Here is a 16,538-nt window from a genome sequence, read left to right on the forward strand (position 1 = left end):
CACCAGCTTGCCCGTTAGCCGCAAAAGCGCTCTGAGCCTACCCACAGTTGAGCCAGGTCTTTGAGATTGTGTTTGTATGTTCGCGTTACCAGGTATTCTTTCCCACCTTTTACCCGCAGCCTGTACTCTCCCGTCGATAAAGGTTGGATCTCCTCGACGGCCGAAATATTCACGACGACGGAGCGGTGGATGCGAATAAAACCGTAGGGCTTGAGCTTCTCCGCCATGGACGAGAGGGACTCGTGCAGCAAATAGGGATTGGGTCGGTGTCGTAATGAAATGTAATTACCTTCGGCTTGCACTGCCACAATCTCGGCTAAATTCAAGAATATGATCCTGCCCTTGGCCTTGAACGCGATTCGTGGCGCGTGTCGTTTTGCGATCACCTCCAACTGCCGCAAGACTCGGAGGAGGTTTGCGGCATCAAGTCGGGTTAGTGGAAGCAACGATGGATCTGCGAGTTCGCAGAGCTTGTCGTCCGCTGTCGATTCAAGAGTGTAATCCCGTCTACTCTTAGTGGAGCGAATCGTATCTCGCCGCAGTGGGCCAGCCGAGAGTTCCGCATTGGCGCTAGCGGCTTGTTGAAGAAACATCTCACGTGCAATAGCCGTCTGATCCCGAATTTCGCTTGCGCTCATATAGAACCGTTGCTCTCTCGTTTGGACTTCCTGGTACGCGAAGTGAGATTGACGAGTGGGCGGCGTCTCGATGGAATGGCCCCAGGCCTTACCTTCCAGATGAAAGTTACTTCTGCCCAGTGCTCACTGCTGACGGAAAACTGGATTGCTCGCCGAAATAACACTCAATGGATTGCAACTTTCCATTCTTGATTCGGAGATACTCCACGTTCCGGAACGATTTACCGTCTTTGGTGTGGCAAAGATACTTCACAAAAGCATCGTCCGCGCCAGTGGTGATTCGCTCCAGGTCAAAGTGTCCAATGAAATCGATCTGTGTTTCCCAGCATCGTGTTTTGAAAGTGCTCTTACTGATGTGGTCGTCGCCGGCCGCGCTCGAAAAGGTGAAATCATCGGCGAGCAGGCTATCCACGGGACTCCAGTCTTTCTTCTCCCAGGCTTTGTACCACCTCCGGACGATTTCCTCATTCGTTGAGTTCTGCGCTCCCGCGCTGGCACTTGCCGGGCGCGGCAGGCTTACGGCGCCAGCGAGAGCGCAGGCTCCGGTCGCGAGCAGATTCCTGCGCGACACTGCGGCTGTTGTCATTGTTCATTCTCCTTTTGGTGAGGTAGTGTGAAGCGCTCCTGCCGATATCGACATTCCTAGCATACAAACCGGTTGGTATGTAAACCTCGCCTACCGCAGCAGATGCGATCAGCCTTTCCTGCGGTTGCCCGGAACGCGAAGAGAATTCAGCCAGCCCACGATGTTTCTGATTCCCACTTCCCACACCTTCGCATTCTGGGCGTTCTTGGCTAATAAGGTGTAGCCCTCGTAGGTTGCGATCAGAAAGCCGGCAGTTTCCTCTGGGACCAAGTCGCGGCGGACCGTCCTTTCCGACTGTCCCCTGCGCAAAGCGGTGGCAATGCCTTCTTGCCAGCCGTTGAAGATCCTCTCCAATCGCTTGCGGAATCGTTCATCCAGGGGAGACATCTCCTGCGCCAAATTGACCAGGGGACAACCGCCCCGTACGTCATTGGGCCGAACTGAGGTAGCTTGAACAATGTCGATCAACGTATCGACGGGATCCTTACAGTGCTTCAGAGGACCTAACCACTTGTCGCGGGTGAGGGTGGCGACGAATTCTTCGACGATGGCGTAGCCTAAGGCTTCCTTGCTTTTGAAGTGGTAGTACAGCGCTCCTTTAGTGACGCCGGTTGAGGCCAGAATTGTGTCCAGGCTGGCGCTTTGGAAACCGGATATGTAGATTTCGCGGGATGCCGCTTGCAGCAAGCGCTCCCGCGTGCGCTCAGGATCGCGCAACCTGGTCGGTCTATGTTTCGTCAATCTATGTTTCGTCGCTCTGTGTTTCATAGCTCTAGGTTTCGACTTCTTGCGTGGCGCTAACATACCAACCAGTATGGATGCTAACGAACCGCGAGTCAATCGAATTGTCCCAGCTGCCGCTCCCGTTCTCGAATTTCGTAACATCATCCCTGTTTTTATGGAAAAGTGGAGAACAAGCCCGCTCAGTCATTTCGAGGTCGTCCCCAGAGATTGTTAGGCCGCCACTCTGCTGCGCCGGTCGACATGTCTGGCCCGTTGGATCACGTAATCGTTGCAAACATGGACCACCACATGCTCCCTCAGTTGCTAGTCAGCAGGCCATCTCGGCATGGCAACTTTCACCAAAGGAAAAGAGGGGACATGAACACGTTAAGACGTTTGCAGAATTTCTCGATACCGTGGGTCACGATGATAGTTCTGGCTTGCTTGAGCAATGCGTCCGCGCAAGCGCGCTACAAAGTTCAGGATTTGGGCGCTCAACACCCTGACAACCTGGGCATGGCCATGGGCCTCAATAATTCCGGCGCGACGTTGAACATGGATCAACTTCTGGATCATTTCACCCTTTCCACCCTCTACCCGCCCGTGTCAGGCACCGATCGGATCAACAAAGACGGCGTCAATACTGAACTCGGCACGCTTGGAGGAAAGAACAGTTCGATCAATTGGAACGGAATCAACGACCCCGGGCAAGCCGTCGGTATGTCCGAAACATCTGTTCCGGATCCGAATGGCGAAGATCTTTGCGGTATGGGCACGCACCTTACCTGTCTTCCGTTTCTTTGGCAAAACGGCACCATGAGCGCTCTCCCAACGGTGGGCGGGAATAACGGGCAGGCCAGCGCCATCAATAACAGCGGACAAGTCGCAGGATATGCGGAAAATGGTATCGCGGACTCCACCTGCCCGCAGGGCACGGTGAATTTTATGGTTGACCTGCCGGTGATGTGGGACAAAGGCATAGCCATGGCTCTGCCTACGATCGATGGCGAACCAGACGGGGTCGCATACGGCATCAGCAATAAAGGCCAGGCCGTAGGCTACTCAGGAACCTGCACCGCAGCGAATTACGCCGTAGTGTGGGAAAACGGCACTGCCACCGCGCTTCAGGACCTCGGAACTCCGGGCGCCATAGCGTTCGCCATTAACGGCCACAGCCAAATTGTTGGGCAAGCCATTAACTCTGACGGCACCGCTATGGCCGCTCTTTGGCAGAACAATACAGTCACAGGTCTCGGCGTTCTGCCGGGGGATGCTAGCTCCTTTGCCACCAGCATCAACAGCCGGGGCCAGGTGGTGGGAAGCACCTTTGACTCCAGTGCCAACTGGTCCCACGGCTTCATCTGGCAGAACGGCGTGATGACCGACCTTAACAAACTATTTCCCGCAAGTTCCAACCTCTTCGTAATCTCGGCTAGCAACATCAATGAGAGCGGACAAATCGCGGGTATGGCGGTGGATATGGCCGACCGGCAGGGGAGACCTATCGTCCACGCCTTTCTGGCAACCCCGGTAGACGAGGACCTGGGCAGGTCGATGGCAGAGGTCGTACCTACGCATCCGAAAATCACCTTGCCCGCGGCGAATGTTGGCAAGCTGCTTTCGCCGAGGTCCGCACACTGCTCAATCCACGATAACGGCGCTTTCTGAGCTTTCGCACCTTGCATTCCGGCCATGCGCGAAGCGCAAGGCCGGAATGTGGGGTACAACGTCACGCCGACGATTGCCATTGAGGAATCTCTTGTGCCGCGTATTCGCCATTGCGTGGAATGCCCGAATTGCCACGTTCTGTATGTCGTGTCGCTTAGCCCGTATCGCAACGGGTCTTACCTCATACCAACCATGCGTGGTTGTTCGCGCGAGTATGCGTTGTATTGCTCTTGCAGAAGAGGAAGCGCGGCCAGGGTGTGGAGATGGAGCGAGGTGAAGGCCTGCGAGATATCGAAAGCAGCTTATGATCGTGGCTACGGCACAAGCGACGAAGTTTTCTCGATCAATGCTCGGCCTCGGAATGTGTGGGGCAACTGGCCCAGCCTTTGAGAACGAGGATATTTCATCCCGACAATGGCTGCCCCACTCTTTCGGGTTCGCTGCGAAAGGGTGGGCACCCGCCGCAGCAACAGAGGTGGGTCCCGAATCCTCGCGTTGTTGCGCTTCCTCTGCAAATAGCCAATGAATCTACGGATTTGCGGGCGGGCTCAACAACTCACAATGCTCGACGCACTTTACCGTGTTGGCTTCGACAGTGGCTTTCTTGTGGCCGGAAAAATCGATGTCGGGAAGAATCAGCAGGGTTTGCGTGCCGTTGGCGACGTTGAAAGTGCAGTTGAAGTTCATCGATTGGACGCCACGTTCCTTGCAACCGGTTTGGTCGAGGGCGTCGGCGAGGGATATGGTCTTGTCGTAGACCTGATCGGCTAGATGCGATGGCAGCATAGCGACGGTCAGCGGGATCGGCGACTTAATCTTGAGGCTGAGTTCCTGGCCGTCGTGGTCGGGAGTCATCAGACTGTAGACCTTGGGTACGGAGGTGATCTGGTATTTTTCGTTGAGGATCCGCCGCCAGCAGAACTCAGGCTGAAGGCAATTGAAGTACTGGATGTGGAGATTGTTGGGAGAAATGAATTGCCGCACTCCAGGTCCGAGGATGGCGCCGATGGTGGAGACGACGGGCTTCTCGGGCCTGCGCTCATCGCCGAAGGTGATAATCATCGGGCGTTCGGAGGGAAGATGGCACTCATAAATCGCGCTGGTGACATGCTGCTTCACGCAAAGGAAGCTGAAATGCGCAGGCGCTGCCGGGTGCTGCATGGCGGCGTTCCATTCGTCGGCCGGAGCCATCGCCACCGTGACCGGGTATCTGGAGTCGATTTGCACATGCATGTCGCCACCTCCGACACCGGGATAGTAGATGTGACTGGCGTGGATGCTGGCGGGCTCCAAAGGAATCGTCTCGCTGGTGGTGGCAATCCAGACAGTCGGATTTTGTGCATACGCGTTCGCACCGAACGCGTAGACGAGCAGCGCGCCTAGAATTAAAAGCTTTCTCATACTAGAAGTATTGGCTGAGTCAGTGCGCGTACCTAGCGAATTCGCGAGTAGAGGATTACTTCGGTGCCGGATGGTCGTCGGAAAAAGAGAAAAGCGATGCTGCGAGCGCTGTCGGCTGTAGCTCCACTGAAACCTGATAGAACACCCACCATCGGAGCGGTCCCCTCAACGAGGGCAACTCTCTCGAACCCGAAAACATCTACCATGCGCACGGCTTCAGATATTTGAATTCGGGCGTTTGAAATCAGGATGTTTGAATCAGGGTATTTGAATCAGGAGATAACTCTGTGCGTTCCCGATATGTGCCACTTTTCCTGCTGATGTGCGCAAGTTTGTTCGTCAATTTGTGCCCTAATGCGTTTGCCAAGACCGCCCTAACCTGCAAGTTCAGTCCACTTCCACTGCCCGGAAATTTCAACACCGCCTCTGGGGTCAACGATGCCGGCTTCATTGTGGGCGACATTCTTATCGGTAACAGTCCTGCCCAGGGATTTCTGTTGTCAGCCACCGGGGCGAATTTCTTCAGCATCAGCGGTGCGACCCAAACCATTCCCGCCGACATCAACAATGTGGGAGAAATCGTTGGCTCTTATACCGATGCGGAAAGCGTAAATCACGGTTTCCTGCATGATGCCACAGGTTTTCATACCATCGATTATCCAGGGCAGACGCAGAATCCATCCACCTCAGCTTCTGGCATCAACGATCAAGGCACGATTGTGGGCACGTTCGGTATCTATTACGGACCCGGTTCTACTCAAAACTCATACCTGTTGCAAGCAGGGATGTTTACCGAAATCGCTTTCCCGAACGCAGTGATCACCGACGCCGCAGGTATCAACAACGAGGGAGAAATTGTCGGCGCCTACGCCACCTTGAATTCCGACAACAGTCCCGTCTTTCACGGTTTTTACTGGAGAGAAGGTCGCTTCACCACCGTGGACTACCCCGGAGCGAGCAGTACGGGCTTGAATGGCATTAACGATTCCGGAACCGCAACCGGCATCTACGCGGACGCGACCGGCAAGAATCATCCCTTTGTGTTCAAAGCCGACCGATTTTTCCCGATATCGGTCCCTCCGACTGACACGGTTCAGATCTACGGCGTGAACAACAAGAACGAAATTGTCGGCCTGGATATCGCCCCCGACGGCTCCATAAAATCCAATCGAGCTTATTGCCCCAGCCTGTAGCGGAGATGCGCATTCACCACGGGCAGGTGGCCCATTCAAGCCGTCTTTTGGCTTGAGTGGGGCGGCGGCAAGCGTAATCGCCTGCCGCCGGCCCGAGGTGTTTCGTTGACTCAACCGCTACGGAGTATGCGTGATGTTTAACTCGCTCACATACACTTGCGGATCCTCGCTCATGTTCGCGGTGCTGTCTAGTTGCACCATAGAAGCAAAGTAACCCAAGTTGCCCCCGTTTCCGGCAGTTTCCTGCGTGGGAGTGTAATTCAAGTTGTAAAGTGTGCCGTCGAATTGCAATGAAGTATAGGTCACCGAACCGTTGGTATTTCGCACGAACTTCCAAACAACATGGTGCCATCCTGTAAACGACGGATCGCCCGAATTTGCCCATGGCGTGGCAAACTGGCTCGTCAGGCAAGGTACTTTCGGTACCCCCGGAGAACCGTCCAAGAACGCCCAGTTACTGCCGCCGTCGTAAACCGCCCAATATCCAGGTCCGTTGTTGTAGATGAAAGCGCATTCCGTGGTGAATGTGGTCCACACCCCGTCAGGGGAAACGTAGTAAATGTCCAGTTCCAAAGCTTGATTGTAAGAAGGATTTGGAAGATACACATATTCGTCCAAGGTCCAGTGCGAATCTGTTGTCGAACCCGTTGTAGTTGGACTGTACGCACCGAAGATAACATTCGAATATGATTGATCGGGAGTTATCGATAGCTGAAGCGGGGAGTGGCCGTTCAATGTAAGGTTGCCGGCATCGGGAATCGGAGTACTTACGCTGGGATGCGTAATGCTAACGCCGATACCCGTGTTACCACCCGCCCCACAAGGGTTTCCCACCCATTCATCGAGCGTGTCCGAGGGATTGCAATTGCTCTCGGGGTTCTGGATGCCAAGTTGATCCATGTCGCATTGAACCGTGCTGGAGTCACTGCAACTCTCGGCCACATTAAAAGTTACAGTGGCAGAATTTAGAATTCCGCCTGATCCGCCCGCCGCAGTCACCGCCTCCACAGTCAAGCTGTGCGCCCCGTTCGGCAAAACAAAAACCGCATTCGGGTTCGAAGTTTTCGGTACAGTGCCAAGTTTGTAAGCCGATTCGCCGCTGTTGGTATCCCAAATCTCGTAATGATCGAAAGAGGAGGGTTCGTTCGAAGCATAAGCAGTGATTAGAACCGCGCTGGGGCTGGTTGAATTATTCGCCGGACTCGTAATGGTGACGCTGCCAGTTTGGGCCGCGACCGGCAGCCCGAACAACAACAGTGAAAGCAGGTAAGTAAAGTTAACTCGTTGAGCTTGGCGCAAAACTAGAGGCCGTACTGAAAGCATGAATTCTCCTCGTTCGGATAGGCCTGAATAGGCTCCGTTCGTTGAACATCGCTATGAAGCGTTGAGGACAGTACATGAGACGGACTTACATGCGTGTTCTGCAGTGACTGCGAGGGTAATCAAGAGGCAGACTCAACAAGAGGCTGACGTACTTAGTGTCACCAAGCAGCGAGTTACAGTGACTGCCCATGTTTCTACTATGCGGACGAGAGGGCGTGTCACAACCTATCCCGAAGAAGTTACGGAGACAATAGGCATTACTCGGTAGATAGCTACAGAGACCGCCTTAAGTAACCCTGGGGGAAGCCGAGGACAGGGAAGCGGGGCCGGTGGGGTGGGTGGGCCCGTTCAAGCCGTCTTTTGGCTTGAGTGGGGGAGGTGGGCGGGGGCGCAGCCTTTGAGAATTGCGGGGAGCCATCACGAAGTGGCTGCCCCACACAACGTAGTTTTCGTTGCGGTGGGAAAGGCTTTCTCACTTTTTTCTTGGATCGACTCGATCATTCTCAGCCCCACTCAAGCCAAAACCGGGCTTGAATGGGCCACCCCGCCCCGCGAACAGAAAAGCCGGCATCAAGCACAACCAGGCTGTAGTAGGGAACTGGCCACTGACGACCGATGACCGACGACCGATGACCGACGACAATTAAGCTCCCACAGCCGCATGGTCAGCCAGCCGCCGCCGATTGTAGCGCAGTGCGACGTTCATGAAGACGATACCGAGGGAAGTTTCGAAGGAGATCATCAGAGCTTCGGTATCTTCGCTGGTCTTGTCGCCCTCCTGGGCAGTGAGAAGGAGCGGGGGATGCACGCGGAAATGGAAGCCCTGGTCGTTGAGTGCGGAGATGGCATTGCCCACGACCTGATTCGCGAGTTCGAAGATGGTTTCTTTGATCAGTCCGTCGGACTCGGGCAAATCGGCGCCGGCATAATGGCTGGCCACTTTGACGGCGGTCTGGGGCTCGAGGTCGAGGATGATCCTGCCCTCGATGTCGCCCGTCAGCGCAATCATGCCCGCCACCCCTTTGCGGCGATAGGCGTCCTCTTCCATGGTGAGGTTGCCCACCTTGGTCGAGCCCTGCAAACCTTGCGACAACACGGCATCCGCCGCGTTGATGAAAGGCTGGATCAGTTCCATCTTCATGGAGTTAGGCTCCCGCTCCCGCAGCGTTGGCGACCGCGCCGTCTTCGCCCAGAACATACTTGATGACTTCATACAGCACTTCCGGCTTTACCGGCTTCTGCACGAAGTGGCGTGCGCCCCGTTGCAGCGCGGCGACGATGTTCTCCTGGTAGCCGACCGACGACACCATGACGATCCGAGCTTCCGGATGCTGTTGAACAATTCGTTCGGCCGCCTCGATCCCTTCCATCTGCGGCATGGTGATATCCATGAGCACGATGTCAGGATGGGTGCGGTCGAACTCGCTGATGGCAGTCAAGCCGTCCCCGGCTTCAGCCGCCACCTGCCCGCCGAACGTTTCGATCATGCGGGCCAGGTTCTTGCGGGCAAACACGGAGTCGTCCACGATCAAGTAGCGGACCGACTGCCCGTCTTTGCTTCGTTTCACAGGTGCAAACTGCTCCATACGGACCTCCCCTTACATAGTGCATATCATGCCCAGTTCGTCCCGCACCAGATAACCGTGGTCACGGGTACTCGCCGAGACTGATCTTGCTATGACAAACCTCAGTTTCCGGCCCTCACGGCCCGGCCGGCGGACCCCGCGTCGGACCCAACATGTCCGGCGCCTCGTCCACAAATCGATTGCAGCGTCGAACCCATGATCTCCAAACCGACGACGCGGATAGCATAGCCGCGCTCGATTGCCGCTTTGGGCATGCCGTAGACCACGCACGATTCTTCGCTCTGGGCCAAGGTCATCCCGCCTTCTTTCTTGACCACGCCCAGCCCCTCGGCGCCGTCGTCGCCCATGCCGGTCATGAGTACGCCGACCGCCAGGGTTTTGAATTCTTCGGCAACGCTTCGCAACAGCACATCCGCGCTGGGACGATGCCCGTTTACCCTGGCCTCGTCGGTGAGCACCACGATGTCTCCCATCGGCAGCCGTTTCACCTTCATGTGGCGGCTTCCGGGACAGATCAGCACACGCCCCGGCAGCAGAACATCACCGGATTGGGCTTCTTTCACCCGCAATGGGCAAACTTCGTCGAGACGGCGGGCGAACATGTCGGTAAATCCCTCCGGCATGTGCTGCACCACCGTGATGACTCCGGGAAAATCTCCCGGCAATTGCGATAACACGTACTCCAATGCCTGCGGCCCTCCGGTGGAGACGCCGATCGCAACGACCTTAGTCGGAGCCGCGGCCGAAGCCGGAAGTTTCTGCACCTTGGGTGCACTGCCGGAGAGCATACGAGGCTTGATCTTGCACTCCGCCGCCGCCTTCACCTTGGCAATTAACTCCCGCGCCGTCTCCGCCATGTGAGCCTGGGCGTCTTTCGGCTTGGTCACGAAGTCGAACGCTCCGAGGCCCAGCGCTTTCATGGTGACCGTCGCGCCTTCCGTGCTGTGCGCGCTGACCACGATCACCGGCGTCGGCTGGCGCCGCATGATTTCTTTCAGAGTATCGATGCCGTTCATGCCGGGCATGTCAAGATCCAGCGTGATGACGTTAGGCTTCAATTCTTCGATTTTTTTCAGGCAGAAGCTGCCATCCATAGCCGTACCGACTACTTCGATGAATTCATCCGCCGCCAGCATCTGCGGGATCAGCTTGCGCATGAGCGCCGAATCGTCGACCACCAGCACGCGCACCAGATTTTTCTTCATGCCTGACCTCCGACAGTCGGAGTCAGCGCCAGCCGCATGCGGTCGGTGTGGTTCAACAACAATCCCGAATTCGATTGCCCCGTTTCCGTAGGCCGGGAGCGGGCTACATGCTCCACGACGGCGGGCAAGTTCAGAATGAGGACGACGCGTCCGTCACCCAGGATGGATGCACCGGAAACCAAGTCGGTCTGGAATGTATGGTCGTCCAGAGCTTTGATTACTAACTCTTCCTCGCCTTCCAGCAAATCGACAATCAATCCGTACTTCCTCTCTCCCACAGTAATTACCAGCACAAAAAGCTTGGCCTTGCGATCCTCTGAAACAGGGCGGCCCAGCCGCAGCAAGGGCAGGACCTGGTTGCGGAGCTGAAGCACCTCGTAGTTATCGACCTGATGTACTTCGGTTTCGAAAGTTCGCGCGATTTCCAGCACCGCGTTCAGCGGAATGGCATAGAGGCGCCGCTCTACCCAGAACAGCAGGGCCTTGATGATGGCAAGAGTCAGGGGCAGCTTCAGCCGAAAGGTTGTGCCCTGGCCGAGATGGGTTTCCACGCTGATGGAAGCTTTCAGGCGATGCAGTACGCTCTGCACCACGTCCATGCCCACGCCCCGGCCGGAGACTTCGGTGACTTGCTCGGCGGTGCTGAAGCCGGGCCGGAAAATGAAGTCCAGGATTTCGGCCTCGGTCAACCGTGCGGCCTCCTCGGGCGTGGTCATTCCTAGTTCGATAGCTTTAGCGCGAATTTTCTGGGCGTCGATGCCGCGGCCGTCATCGGTGACCTCGACCACCACTTGGTTGCCGTGATGATAGGCATTTAGCCGGATGGTGCCTTCCGGCTTCTTGCCCAATTGGCGGCGCTCTTCGGGAGCTTCAATGCCGTGGCTGATTGCGTTGCGAACCAGATGAGTGAGGGGCTCGGCGATGGCGTCGAGGATTCCTTTATCGAGATCGGTGTCCTGCCCGCTGATGTCGAGTTCCACTTCGCGACTGCATTGCCGCGAAACGTCGCGCACCATGCGAGGAAAGCGGCGGAACAACTGCTCGACGGGCACCATGCGGATTTTCATCACAGAGCGCTGGAGATCGTTGAGCACGCGGGCCTGAAACGCCATCGCGTCGGCGAACTTTCCGCGCAGCAACTCTTTCGGGTAACGTTTGGAAAATTCGTTCAGAGCCTGCTGCAACATCGATTTGCCGATAATCAGCTCGCCGACCAGGTTGAGCACGTTATCGATGCGTCCGGCGTCCACGCGCAGGATATGCTCTTGCGGCGTTGCGCTCGGCTCGGCCGATGGGGAAGGCGCTGGCGGAAGGACGACCGGAACGGCCACCACCGCTGCGGGAATCTCTTCGGCTGAGTTTTCGGTCGAGAGCGTGGGCGAGTTTAGCGTGGAACTCTTCTCCGCCGCGCTTAAGAGCACCTCAATCGTGACTTCGCACGCGATAGTCGGAATCCTGCATTTGGCGGCAATCTGCTCGGCGGTTTGTACGCTGGCGACCACAAACTCGACTTGCTTGGAAGCGGCCGGAGATTTGATGCCGGGCCGTATCGCGAGCACCGGGCCCATGACGCCGACGGCATTGTGCACCAATTGGCGTCCTGCAATTGGCATGGCGCAGTGGGGGTCGATCTTCACCACGACGTGATATACGTCCTGGCCATTGGCCTGGGCCTGTTTCATGGCCAGCTCTTCGGACTCGGTCCAGAGCTCAACGGATGCCGATGTTTTCTTGGAGGCCCTGCCTGCGGACTTTCTTGTCCGTTTCGCTTTTCCAGGTGCGGGCGCGGCAGTCAGGTCTTCAATCCTTTTGCTGATGCTGCGCGTAGAGGGCAGCTTGGCGTTGGTGCGATAGGCTGCGATCATTTCAGCAAACACGTCGGCGGCGGCGAAGGCGATTTCCGCTACTGCCGTTTGAGCGGCCGTACCCTCCAGCGAGAGAGCGTCTTCGAATTGGTGAGCCAGTTCGCTCAACTCGCGGAGCCCGCAGGCTGCCGAGTCGCCTTTCAAGGTGTGGACCGTGCGGCGGATCACGCGCACGATCTCCTCGTCGCCGGGCTTTTTCTCAAGCTTCAGCGCTTCGTCGTTGAGCGCTTGCAGCAACTCCTGCGAAGTCTCAAAGAAGAGCTCCCAGAGTTCTGCGCCGCGCTCGTCATGGGGGGGATTGGTCATGGCGTCAGTCTCTTATCTCGATGCGCTGGTATGCGGTACCGCTGTCTTTGTGCAGCATCTGGAACTTCTTGGTCAGGCCCAGCAGGCTTTCCGCATGGCCCACGAAGAGATAGCCGCCAGCGTTCAGGCAGCGGTAAAACTTTTCGATCAGGCGTTTCTGTTCGGGCTCGTCGAAGTACATCATCACGTTGCGGCAGAAAATTACGTCGTTGCGTTGGGGCAGGTACTCCGTCTTCAGATTGTGAAAATCGAAGTGGACCATCTCCTTGAGCGGCTTTTTGATGGCGTAGCGATCACCCACTTTGTCGAAGTAACGAAGGCGATAGCCATAGTCGACCATCGACATCTGGTTCTCGCTGTAGCTGCCTTCCTGCCCGTGCCGTAGTACGGAGTACGCGATGTCGCTGGCCAGCACTTCCACTCGCCACGGCGGCGGCACCAGAGGCTTGGGCAGCGGCATGTCGATGGGCAGCGGGTTGCGCAGGTAGTAGTAGGCCAGCGCGTCGGTGACGAGCATGGCCAGCGTGTAGGCTTCCTGGCCGGTGGAGCAGCCCGCGCTCCAGATGCGGATCGAATACTCGCGCCGCGCGCTCTTGTGCTTGAACATTTCTTCCAGCACGGTTTTCTGAAATAAATCCAGTTGAGCCTTGTGGCGGAAGAAGCTGGTCTCGTTGACCGTCAGGTTTTCCAGCAGCTTGGCCAATTCGTCCTTGCCCCCGGCGCTGGTGAGCATCCGGTAGTAGGAATAGAACGAGTCGATCTTGCACTCCTTCAGCCGGCGCAATAGCCGGTCCTGGAGAAAGTGCGTGCGCCGCTCGTCGAAGTGCATGCCGCACTCCTGGTAGACGAGCGCCTGCAACAGCTTCAATTCCGCTTCCGTCAATAAGGGAGCAGGTGCCGCTCCGGATGCACTCATGCGTTTTCTCGTTTGCTGCGTGCTGAACTGCGAGGTTTCAAAGTTTCAGAGATCGAAGTTGCTTTCGCTCTTACGAGTGGCGTCTTTGCTTTGAAACCGTGCTGCTTTGACACTTTGCAACCATGCAACCTCGAAACTTTGAAACCTTGAAATTACTTCCCGACTAGCGCGCCCCCGCGCCCCGTGCCTCGGCCTTGGCCGCAGTCTTCTTTTCAGCAGGCTCGCTCTTGACTTGCAGACTCTCCGGAGCCAGGAGTTTGCTCATCTCCAGTAGTATGACCAGGCGTCCCGCGACTTTGGCTAATCCAGTCACACAGTTCAAGCCGCCATCCTGAAAAACAGCCGGAGGCGCTTCCACGGCGTCCGCAGGAATCTTTAGAACTTCTGAGGCGGAGTCGACGATCAGCCCGGCTAGTCGGCCTCCGTGCTCGACCACCAGAATGCGATTCTGCCGTTTCAGCGCGGCCTGCTTTTCTCCGAAACGTTTGCGCAGGTCCATGACGGAAACAATTTTGCCGCGCAGATTGATCACGCCCTCGAGGTAATCGGGCGCGTCGGGCACCGCGGTAATTTCGGGCACGCGCACAATCTCATGCAGAGACTGGATGGGCACGCCATAAGTCTCGCGTCCGACCTTGAAGCCCACGATATGGAGTTCACGACTCATATTTTCATGTTTTGGAGCCCCGTTTTCAGGCTCCCAGCGTTCAGAACTGCGCTCCCGCGGCAGCGCGCGCTTTGCGACCGGAGTTATCTCCGCCCATCGACTGGCTGGAAAACGACTGGCTGGAATGCGAAGCCTCGGCCAGCGCAAAGCGGTCGAGGAAGTCGAGCAGGCCACGCGACATTTTCGACATCTGCTCCGACGACGCCGCCAGTTCGGTCGAGCCGGAAGTGGACGATTGCACCAGTTCGCGCATGCGCTCCATGGCCTTGACCACGGCCTGCGCTCCGGATGCCTGCTCTTCCACCGCCGAGTTGATTTCGTGCGTGATTTCGTTGAGCCGCGTGGTGGCGCGAGCGATTTGCGAGGAGCCGTGCGATTGTTCGTTAGTGGCGGCGCCGATCTCCTGCGCGAACTTATAAACTTCGGTGACGACGTTGGAAATCTTGCGCAGCGCCGCATTCAGCTCCCCGCCCAACTCCAGCCCTTCGTTCACGATGTTGGTAGAGCGGTCCATGTTCTCGACCGCCTTGCGCGCTTCCTTCTGAATACTCTGAATCAGTTCGGAGATTTCTTTGGTGGACTGCGCGGATTTCTCGGCAAGCTTGCGGACTTCGTCGGCGACAACCGCAAATCCCAGACCGTGTTCTCCGGCGCGGGCCGCTTCAATGGCGGCGTTCAGAGCCAGCAGGTTGGTCTGCTCGGCGAGGTCGTCGATGACTTCAATGATCTTGCCAATGTCATCGGCCCGCTGCCCCAGAGCGCCGATGATTTCTCCGGAAGAAGTGATGGTCGTATTGATGCGGTTCAGGCCGTCGGTGGCCTTTTCCATGGTGCCGATGCCGTTGTGGACTTCTTCGCGCGAACGATTGGAGATGTCGAGCAGCACTTTGGCGGTGTCGGCCACGCGCTGAATCGAAGCCACCATCTGGTCGATGGAAGCGGAAGTCTCGCTGACGCTCGAGGCCTGCACCTGCGTGCTCTTCACCATGTTCTGCACATTGACGCTCATCTCGTGCATGGTGCTGGTGACTTCGTCGATGGCGGAAGAGGCTTGCAATCCGATCTTGGCGGCATCGTCGGAAGCACCGGCGACCTGATTCGAAGCGCTGGCGACTTGTGACGATGCGTCGCGTACGCTGCGCACCAGTCCTGCCAAACCTTCCACCATGCGGGAGAAAGCATTGCCCAAAGTGTCATGAGAGGACCGGGGCTTGACGTCGACGCTCAGGTCGCCCCCGGCGATGGATTCGGATACACCCGCCATCTCCCTGAGATAAGTAACCATCTTGTGGAAGGTGCGGGCCAGTTCGCCGATCTCGTCGTCGCGGGTGAGGTCGATGTTGTGTTCCAGATCGCCGGTATTACCGATGCCGCGGGCCACACTCATCAAGTTGTTGAGCGGCTGGGTGATTGACTTGGCGGTGCGGTAGGCGATGATCACGCCGACACAAACCGCGATCAGAGTGCTCAGCAGCGATATGATGAAGGTTCCGTTGGCCGCCGTTTCATCGGATTTGCGACTCTCTACCTCGGCGCCATCCAGCGCGTCGGTGGAGTTCTTCACCCACGAAGAGGCGTCTTTTTGCAGGTAGTAAATCTGCAATTCGGCGACGGTCGCGTTACCGGAGTCCACATCTTTCCGCTTCTCGATCAGGGGCTGGGCGAATTCCTTGGCCCAGGATTGCTCCAGTTGCTGCACTTTGGACAGCGCGGTTTTTACCTGGTCGGAGTTCGCCAGGTTTTTTCCTTCATCCAGCTTCCCGTTCAGCGTGCGCAGGCCGTCGTTCATGCGATCGACTTCGCGCGTATCGCCGCTGAGCAGGTAGTTGCTGAGGTAGAGACGATTCTGCATCATCTGGAAGCGGACGGCGTTGGTGGCGTCGGCGAGAGCCTTCGCCGCATGCTCGCGCCGCACCGCAGACCAGTTCACGAGGAACAGCACCAACACCATGGTCAGGATGATGCCGAAATTCATGTATAACTTTTTGCCGATAGTCATGCGTATCTCCTCCGCGGTCCTGACAACTAGCGCGGCTCAAACTTAAAATCGATGATTCCCGAAGTCTCGGACGCGGCGGGCTCGAAGCGCCACTTCTTGGCGGCGTCCAGAGCGGCGCCCGCCAGAACCGGATGACCGCCCACGATACGGGCATCTTTCACGGCGCCATTCGGCGCCACTACCACTTGAATCTTTACGGTGCCGACCAGGTTCATCTTTCGCGCCAGGTCCGGATAGTCCGGTTGCACCTTGCTTTTGGCGCGGCGGACCATCTCTTCGCTCTGGGTCTGCTGCCCGGCGGCTCGAATCGGACCCGAAATGGCTGCCAAACTCACAATCGCCAACAGAGCCACCGCGGTTCTTTGAGACACAATTCCTCCTCGCCTGCAAGAAGCTGTCGAGCCTAGGCGTGCAACGGCCGGGCCACCCGAACCTTCTTGGAGAAACCAAAGTAATGAAGTG

At 57.0% G+C, this 16,538-nt stretch carries 15 protein-coding genes; 2 read left to right on the forward strand and 13 right to left on the reverse strand.

Annotated elements, in window-relative coordinates:
* Positions 1-14: 14 nt before the first annotated feature.
* From VGM18_03720 to VGM18_03730, 3 genes are all read right to left on the reverse strand, one after another.
* Positions 15-638, reverse strand: a complete 624-nt coding sequence (locus VGM18_03720) for a LytTR family DNA-binding domain-containing protein (protein HEY3972085.1) — start codon at positions 636-638, stop codon at positions 15-17.
* Between the two features lie 106 nt (positions 639-744).
* Positions 745-1,224, reverse strand: coding sequence for a nuclear transport factor 2 family protein (locus tag VGM18_03725; GenBank protein HEY3972086.1), 480 nt, complete (start codon positions 1,222-1,224; stop codon positions 745-747).
* 108 nt (positions 1,225-1,332) lie between these two features.
* Positions 1,333-1,911 carry a TetR family transcriptional regulator C-terminal domain-containing protein gene (locus VGM18_03730; GenBank protein ID HEY3972087.1) on the reverse strand — a complete coding sequence of 193 codons (579 nt, stop codon included), beginning with the start codon at positions 1,909-1,911 and terminating at the stop codon, positions 1,333-1,335.
* A 414-nt stretch (positions 1,912-2,325) separates the two neighbouring features.
* Between VGM18_03730 and VGM18_03735 the strand changes: the two genes are divergently transcribed.
* Positions 2,326-3,615 (forward strand): hypothetical protein, encoded by a 1,290-nt coding sequence (locus VGM18_03735; protein ID HEY3972088.1) that lies wholly within the window; start codon positions 2,326-2,328, stop codon positions 3,613-3,615.
* Between the two features lie 528 nt (positions 3,616-4,143).
* Here VGM18_03735 and VGM18_03740 read toward each other — a convergent pair.
* Positions 4,144-5,016, reverse strand: coding sequence for a hypothetical protein (locus VGM18_03740; GenBank protein ID HEY3972089.1), 873 nt, complete (start codon positions 5,014-5,016; stop codon positions 4,144-4,146).
* Positions 5,017-5,303: 287 nt separating this feature from the next.
* Here VGM18_03740 and VGM18_03745 point away from each other — a divergent pair, with 287 nt between their 5' ends.
* Positions 5,304-6,209, forward strand: a complete 906-nt coding sequence (locus VGM18_03745) for a hypothetical protein (protein ID HEY3972090.1) — start codon at positions 5,304-5,306, stop codon at positions 6,207-6,209.
* A gap of 117 nt (positions 6,210-6,326) precedes the next feature.
* On the opposite strand, the gene VGM18_03750 is transcribed toward VGM18_03745, so the two are convergent.
* From VGM18_03750 to VGM18_03790, 9 genes are all read right to left on the reverse strand, one after another.
* Positions 6,327-7,532, reverse strand: coding sequence for a hypothetical protein (locus tag VGM18_03750; GenBank protein HEY3972091.1), 1,206 nt, complete (start codon positions 7,530-7,532; stop codon positions 6,327-6,329).
* 643 nt (positions 7,533-8,175) lie between these two features.
* Complete coding sequence (locus tag VGM18_03755; protein ID HEY3972092.1) at positions 8,176-8,745, reverse strand: chemotaxis protein CheX; 570 nt, start codon at positions 8,743-8,745, stop codon at positions 8,176-8,178.
* Entirely contained in the window at positions 8,678-9,100 is a 423-nt protein-coding gene (locus VGM18_03760) for a response regulator (GenBank protein HEY3972093.1), read from the reverse strand. Before VGM18_03760 ends, VGM18_03755 begins: the two co-directional genes overlap by 68 nt.
* Before the next feature lie 119 nt (positions 9,101-9,219).
* Positions 9,220-10,323, reverse strand: a complete 1,104-nt coding sequence (locus tag VGM18_03765; protein ID HEY3972094.1) for a chemotaxis response regulator protein-glutamate methylesterase — start codon at positions 10,321-10,323, stop codon at positions 9,220-9,222.
* On the reverse strand, positions 10,320-12,494 hold the full coding sequence (locus VGM18_03770; protein HEY3972095.1) for a chemotaxis protein CheA: 2,175 nt from the start codon (positions 12,492-12,494) through the stop codon (positions 10,320-10,322). The genes VGM18_03765 and VGM18_03770 overlap by 4 nt, the downstream gene beginning before the upstream one ends.
* A 4-nt stretch (positions 12,495-12,498) precedes the next feature.
* Positions 12,499-13,410, reverse strand: coding sequence for a protein-glutamate O-methyltransferase CheR (locus VGM18_03775; protein HEY3972096.1), 912 nt, complete (start codon positions 13,408-13,410; stop codon positions 12,499-12,501).
* Positions 13,411-13,573: 163 nt separating this feature from the next.
* Positions 13,574-14,077: a chemotaxis protein CheW gene (locus tag VGM18_03780; GenBank protein HEY3972097.1), complete on the reverse strand. Its 504-nt coding sequence runs from the start codon at positions 14,075-14,077 to the stop codon at positions 13,574-13,576.
* Between the two features lie 40 nt (positions 14,078-14,117).
* Positions 14,118-16,076, reverse strand: coding sequence for a methyl-accepting chemotaxis protein (locus VGM18_03785; GenBank protein HEY3972098.1), 1,959 nt, complete (start codon positions 16,074-16,076; stop codon positions 14,118-14,120).
* Between the two features lie 26 nt (positions 16,077-16,102).
* Positions 16,103-16,447 (reverse strand): energy transducer TonB, encoded by a 345-nt coding sequence (locus VGM18_03790; GenBank protein ID HEY3972099.1) that lies wholly within the window; start codon positions 16,445-16,447, stop codon positions 16,103-16,105.
* Between the last annotated feature and the right edge of the window lie 91 nt (positions 16,448-16,538).

The organism is Candidatus Sulfotelmatobacter sp., assembly GCA_036500765.1.
GTDB lineage: Bacteria > Acidobacteriota > Terriglobia > Terriglobales > Acidobacteriaceae > Sulfotelmatobacter.